The sequence below is a fragment of the Paraplanobispora siamensis genome, from assembly GCF_016863175.1.
Lineage (GTDB): Bacteria > Actinomycetota > Actinomycetes > Streptosporangiales > Streptosporangiaceae > Planobispora > Planobispora siamensis.
The window spans coordinates 25,840-31,839 of the sequence record NZ_BOOJ01000085.1 but is presented as its reverse complement, the minus strand read 5'-3'; the positions used below and the strand labels follow the sequence as shown (position 1 = coordinate 31,839).

The 6,000-nt window shown below is 66.8% G+C and carries 6 protein-coding genes; 1 reads left to right on the top strand and 5 read right to left on the bottom strand.

The window, feature by feature from the left end:
• Window positions 1-3: 3 nt before the first annotated feature.
• The 4 genes from Psi01_RS40435 to Psi01_RS40420 form a co-directional block, all read right to left on the bottom strand.
• On the bottom strand, window positions 4-972 hold the full coding sequence (locus tag Psi01_RS40435) for a DUF4189 domain-containing protein (RefSeq protein WP_239128404.1): 969 nt from the start codon (window positions 970-972) through the stop codon (window positions 4-6).
• A 795-nt stretch (window positions 973-1,767) separates the two neighbouring features.
• Window positions 1,768-1,932: a hypothetical protein gene (locus Psi01_RS40430; protein ID WP_204069495.1), complete on the bottom strand. Its 165-nt coding sequence runs from the start codon at window positions 1,930-1,932 to the stop codon at window positions 1,768-1,770.
• Between the two features lie 15 nt (window positions 1,933-1,947).
• The gene (locus Psi01_RS40425; RefSeq protein ID WP_204069494.1) at window positions 1,948-2,370 is read right to left on the bottom strand and encodes an SDR family oxidoreductase; all 423 of its coding nucleotides are present in this window, start codon (window positions 2,368-2,370) and stop codon (window positions 1,948-1,950) included.
• Window positions 2,371-2,510: 140 nt separating this feature from the next.
• Window positions 2,511-3,533, bottom strand: a complete 1,023-nt coding sequence (locus Psi01_RS40420) for a zinc-dependent alcohol dehydrogenase family protein (protein WP_204069493.1) — start codon at window positions 3,531-3,533, stop codon at window positions 2,511-2,513.
• Window positions 3,534-3,823: 290 nt separating this feature from the next.
• Here Psi01_RS40420 and Psi01_RS40415 point away from each other — a divergent pair, with 290 nt between their 5' ends.
• On the top strand, window positions 3,824-4,684 hold the full coding sequence (locus Psi01_RS40415; protein WP_204069492.1) for an MmyB family transcriptional regulator: 861 nt from the start codon (window positions 3,824-3,826) through the stop codon (window positions 4,682-4,684).
• A 103-nt stretch (window positions 4,685-4,787) separates the two neighbouring features.
• On the opposite strand, the gene Psi01_RS43870 is transcribed toward Psi01_RS40415, so the two are convergent.
• Entirely contained in the window at window positions 4,788-5,522 is a 735-nt protein-coding gene (locus tag Psi01_RS43870; RefSeq protein WP_239128401.1) for a CBM20 domain-containing protein, read from the bottom strand.
• Window positions 5,523-6,000: the final 478 nt, after the last annotated feature.

Genomic DNA, 6,000 nt, shown 5'->3' with positions numbered 1-6,000 from the left:
CACCTAGAGAGGAGTGGAGGGAAGGAAGCCGTATTTGCTGATCTTCGTGTTGAAGTAGTAGTTGGGTGTGCTGCTGATCTGGGTGAGCCCGGCTCTTGCCGAGGGGAGGTCAGCTCCGTACGCGCGAAGGATCGCTACGGCTTTGGTCAGGCAATTGTCGGTGAGCAGGTGATAGCCCTTTTTGAGGTCTTCATACTTGTTTTTGGCGGCTTGTGGAGAAGCGGATAGCGTGTCGAGGCAACGATACGCCTGGTAGTATTGCTTTCCGTTGAGCAGTTTGCGAATCTTGTCGGCGAAGTGGCCGCCAGTCCGGAATTTCTTGAGTACTTGCTTCCAGCTCAGGTTGGCAGCGGTCCACGATTCGACCTCCGCATTGCCTGGCTCTTCAGGGTTTCCCTCGAGCTGTTCAGTTGCCCCTATGGTCCATGGATTGGCGGCTCGGTTGTTATCCCTGTAGGCCCACCCTATATGTCCAATGATCCCATGTAATGGGGTCTGTGTGGGAAGGGCCCGGAAGAAGCAGACGCGGCCAAGGCCAGCTCCTTCAGCCGCATCGGAAGGGCTCCCGGCGGCGAGACGTTTTACCACGTAGCAGCCGGAGTTTCCGTCTTCTGTGCATACGCGGACCGCCTCGGCGTCGGCGTCTGCTTGGGTGGAGCCCCAGCCGGAGCCGTAGCCGACGTTGGATCCGCCAGGAGTGGCCAGAGCCCCGTAGCCGTTGCTGAAGCGGATGACAGTCTGGCAGTCGCCGGAGCGTGCCCATTTATGGCACTGCTTGGCTGCCTTGGTGACGGCTCCGCTCGCAGTGTCGTCGAGCGTTCCTACGAAGATCCCTTTGCTGGGGGAAAAGGCAATCGCGCCGTGTTCCTTGGCAGCGGTAGCCGAAGCCGACGGAACAGTGACGGCGGCCCCAGCGGAGATCAGGGAGGTGAGCGCGAGGAGAATCCGCCGGACCATGCTTATCACCACCATCACGCTGGGAATATGCAGTATCACCCTCTGTCGAGATATTGGAACGTGTCAATGGGCGCCCGTGCCAAAAGGTGGGAATAGTTACCGACCGTATTAAACGGATTACGCTATAGGGATCGTTGGTCAGAATGCTTCAGCACGTCAGGACCTGGCGAGATGCGGGAGCACCACCGAGGCTGACCATTAAATGTGTCCGGACGTTTGTCAGAGACTGAGCTGTTTTCATCCTGACGGCGCTGGTCACGTGGCGAGGAGGGCTCGGCGCATGGCGAGGCCTTTCTACAAGGGCGCATCTCGGCCAGGAGGGGCGGGTCGTGGTCGGGGGGCAATTGCATGCTCCTTCGCCGCCGCGGTGACGGCGTGCCCAGGGCCAGGTGTGACGATCACGATAGGGCCGTTTGGGCGGACTGCGCCCGACGCCGCGCCGCCGTGCGCACTTGGCCTGCACCAACATCGGCAGCAGCCAGCAGCGCGATAAGGGCGAGGCCGCCAGAACAGTCGGTGACGATCTGGCGAACCACCGGGGCGCCCTGCTGGCGCTGCCACCGCCTGATCGCCTACGCCAGCCAGGTGGTGCTGCTGCGTGTTGCGCGCGGACTTGATGGGCTCTGGCCCACTTTCGATGACGAGGTGACCCTGAGTGAGACAGCCGGCCTGTGGAACACCACCAGACCGCCTCTAACGCCCTATCAGTTCGCCTGCTGCCCTCCAGCCGCCCCCTGCCTCATCCTCTGTTACCACGTCATCGAAAGTGGGCCAGAGCCACTTGATGTCAGTGGGTGCGCGGACTTGTTGTCAGCAATGCCGGGCCTCGGCCAGTGCGGCCCCCACGGCGTCGGCGAGCACCGCGTCCGGCAGGCCGTCGTGGGCGGGAAAACGGTAAAAGAGGGTGGCGATGCCGACGCCGACAGCGCGGGCAGCCTCGGACCTGGCCATCTCGATGCCCTCGGTGACGGACATGAGGCGAGCGGCCGGTCAGCGGGCGACGTAGCCGCCGTCGACAGGAAGGGCGACGCCGATGACGAAGCTGGCTCCGGGGCTGCACAGCCACAAAACGGCTTGGGTGATCTCCTCGAGGGCCTCCTCGGCGGCGTCGCTGGGCGGGATTTGGACACCCGCGTTGTTGAATGCCATGTCCGGGCGGCCGAAGGTGGTGACGGTGCGGTCGATGGCGGCGGCGACCTGGCTTTCGTCACTGACGTCGCAGGCGAGGGCGAGCACGCGGTAGCCCGCGCCGGTGAGCTCCTTCGTTGCGACGGCCAGGGCTGTCTCGTTGATGTCGGTGAGGGCGACGGCAGCCCCTGCGCGGGCGAAGGCGCGGGCGGTGGCCAGGCCCATCCCGGGGCCGGCTCCGGTGACGAAGGCGACCTGGCCGGTGAAGTCGTAGGTCGGGTTCAACGCTGTCGCCTGGTGGTGACGTTCGCAGACATGGGTGGCTGCCTGAGGGACAGGTGGGTGCCGTGTGCGCTGCTGCAGAGGGCGTTCTTGCTGCTCCGCCCGGGCCGGCTTGGCCGGGCGGAGAGCAAAGGGCCAAGAGGTCAGAGGGTCAGCAGCGTCTTGATGGCGCGGCGTTCATCCATCGCCGCGTAGCCCTCGGCGGCCTGCTCCAGGGGCAGGGTCAGATCGAAGACCTTGCCGGGGTCGATCTCTCGCTTCCAGACCAGGTCGATGAGCTCGGGCAGGAAGCGGCGCACCGGGGCCGGGCCGCCGTGCAGGTGCACCCCGGAGAAGAACAGCTCCATGCCGGGCAGCTGGACGCCGTGGGTGACGCCCACGTAGCCGACGTGCCCGCCGGGACGGGTGGCGCCGATGGCCTGCATCATCGACTCCTGGGTGCCGACCGCCTCGATCACGCTGTGCGCGCCCAGGCCGCCGGTCAGCTCCTTAAGGTGGGCCACGCCCGCATCGCCGCGCTCGGCGATGACGTCGGTGGCGCCGAAGTCGATGGCGAGCTTCTGCCGGTCGGCGTGCCGGCTGAAGATGACGATCCTCTCGGCGCCCAGTTGCTTGGCGGCCAGCACGCCGAGCAGGCCGACCGCGCCGTCACCGACGACCGCCACCGTCTTGCCCGGCGCCGCTTCGGCGGCCACGGCGGCGAACCAGCCGGTGCCCAGCACGTCGGAGGCGGCCAGCAGGCTCGGGATCAGGTCGGGCTCGGGCGTGGCGGGGGTGGCCACCAGCGTGCCGTCGGCCAGCGGGATACGGGCGTACTGGGCCTGGGTGCCGATCGCGCCCACCGGTACGGCGTGCACGCAGCGGGACTGGTAGCCGGCCCGGCAGATCTCGCAGGTGTTGTCGGAGGCGAAGAACGAGCCGACGACAAATTGGCCGGGGGCAAGGGTGCGGACAGCGCTGCCGACCTCCTCCACGACGCCGACGTACTCATGACCCATGGGGCTGGGCTCGGTCACCGGCTGGATGCCGCGATAGGGCCACAGGTCCGAGCCGCATACGCACGCCGCCGCGACCTTGATGATCGCGTCGGTCGGCTCGATGATCGTCGGATCGGCGCGGTCCTCGACACGCACGTCGCCCGGGGCGTACAGCACTGCTCCACGCATCGTGGATCTCCTTCGGAAAATGTCAGAAACACCAGCTGGGGTCGTGGACCGGCCGGCTCGCGGGCCGCCGGGCTCCGGCGGCGGGTGCTGCAGCGCATCGCCCCCTGCTGTGGGGCGGTGCACTGGCTTGCTCAACCAGTCCAGGTGATGCCCAGCCGGTGACGGCGCATGCCGTCCGTCGCATGACAACACCCAGGAAACCGGCTTCCTCGCACGCGCGGGAGGGCGCGTTTATCGGGGGGACGACCTCCACCCCCTTGCGCCTGTGACCGCTGCCTACAGTGAGGAAGGTGGACAACCGCAACGAGAGCTGCGACTTCCTGACCAGCCGACGCGCCAAGATCACCCCGCAGCAGGCCGGGCTGGCCCCCGGCGGGCGCCGCCGGGTGCCCGGACTGCGACGCGAGGAAGTCGCCGTCCTGGCGGGGGTGAGCATCGACCGGTACACCCGTCTGGAGAAAGGCCACATCAGCGGCGTGTCCGACGACGTCCTGAACGCCGTCGCCCGGGCGCTGCAGCTCGATGACGCCGAACGCGCCCACCTGTTCGACCTGGCCCGTGCCGCCAGTGCCCGGCCGCGCTCCCACCGCCGGGCGGTGAAGGTGCGGCCCGGGCTGCAGCGCATGCTGGATGCGATGACCGACGCCCCGGCCATCATCCGCAACGGCCGCATGGACCTGCTGGCCGTCAACCGGCGGGGTCGTGCCATGTACTGGCCCGTCTACGAGCACCATCGTTCAGGCCCCATCAACATCGCGCGTTTCCAGTTCCTCCACCCTGCCGGAGCCGCCTTCTGCCCAAACTGGGAGCTCGCGGCCGACGGCGCCGGAATCGGCATCCACACCCCGATCAAACAGCCCGCAGACAACCAGGTCCTCAGCCCCGGCAACCGACTCCTACGCGCCCTGCGCTGTCTCGGCGAACGCGGATTCGCCCTGCTCAAAGGCCGCTGGCGGACCCTGCAGCACATCACCGTCAGCCCCAGCCGAATCGGCGGCATCACCCGCGCAGCACTGTCCTCACCCATTTTGAACACGGCCACCTACCGGCAATTCGCTGAGATCACCTCAATGGCACACAAGTCAACCGAAGCGACTCCACGGAAGACGGGGCACATCGAATCTCCGTGCCGGTTGCGCCTTTTCCGGTGACGCGGTCGTACACACGGAAAAGCGGCCGCGCGGTGATTTCCGGTGAACGGATCCCCGCGCGGCCGCGCCGTCATCCAGTCGTCATTTTCCCGTCATTTCCCTGTCATCGCCAGGAGTCGTTCCTGCTAGCGGTTCCGGTGGGAGGAGTGGTGAATGTCCGGTCGGGGTCGGACTCCCAGATGACGGAGCCGTCGGGGTTCTTTTTGATGTACTTGAACGCGACGGCGGTGTTGGGCGGCAGGAGAAGGGCTCCGCGCCACACGGGGTAGTCGCCGGCCGACAGCCGCAGGGCCTTGGCGGGGTCCCAGGCGCCGAGTTCGGGCAGGTTGCCGACCACGAAGACGTTCTGGCCGAAGGCGGTGCCCGCCTCCACGTTGAAGGAGGCGGCGACCTGTCCGGGCGCGCCCTGGGCCCACACGTCGTTGCGGGTCACCGTGTCCGCCGCGGGGGTGGTGAAGGTGCGGTTGGGGCTGGACTCCCAGGTGACGGTACCGGCGGAGTCCTTCTTGATGTACTTGTACTGCACGGCGGTGCCGCCGGGCAGAGTGACGGAGGCCCGCCAGCGGGGATAGTCCGCTGGCGACAGCGCCACCGCCGCTGCGGGGTTCCAGGCGCCGAGCTGCGGGGCGCTTCCCACCACGAAGACATTTTGTCCCAGGTGGGTGGCGGCCTCGACGGTGAAGGTGACCGTGCTTGTATTCGTGCTCGCGCTCGCGGCTCCTGCGGGAAGGGCCATGCAGGCCAGCGCGGCGACGAGGGCGGCCAGCAGCCCGAATGCCCGTCGGGCGTGGGCGGCCCGGGGGGTCGGGGGTGCGTGTCCGGTCGAATGCGGGAACACCACTTCTCCTTTGTTCTTGACGGATAAGAACAACCGGGGACGCCGATGCTGCGGCGGCGGCGTCCCCCGGGCGCGCGGAGCTCCTTGCGGTCATGAGTCTTGCCTGCGGCCTCCTATTTCTGCAAGAGCTTGCGGAAAATTTCTGAATCTTACTGGCTACCATTTGTTTTCGCCGTGTGACAGAGAGCGGCAAAAGGTTTCTGGAAGTGCCGGTCCGCGCCGGGGCCGGAAGTGGCGGAGTGTTATGTGACATGGATCATAGAGACGTTTCGGGAAGGCCTTTCGCAGACTGATTCTCAATCCTGGTGAAGTCCGTCGGATGGCACTCACCTCCGGCTGTGTCGCTCCCGGGATACGATTCGTGATCGGCATGACGGGACAGCGGTCCATCGGCGCCGCCGGGTGGCGCGATCGCCGACCGCCGCCGAAAGCGGCCGCTGATCGGGCTCGTGACGTGACTCGTGCCTTGATTCGCACC

Coding starts and splice junctions, on each gene's coding strand:
- Psi01_RS40420 (WP_204069493.1), bottom strand. CDS start 3,533: ATGCGTGGAGCAGTGCTGTACGCCCCGGGCGACGTGCGTGTCGAGGAC.
- Psi01_RS40435 (WP_239128404.1), bottom strand. CDS start 972: ATGGTGGTGATAAGCATGGTCCGGCGGATTCTCCTCGCGCTCACCTCC.
- Psi01_RS40430 (WP_204069495.1), bottom strand. CDS start 1,932: ATGTCCGTCACCGAGGGCATCGAGATGGCCAGGTCCGAGGCTGCCCGC.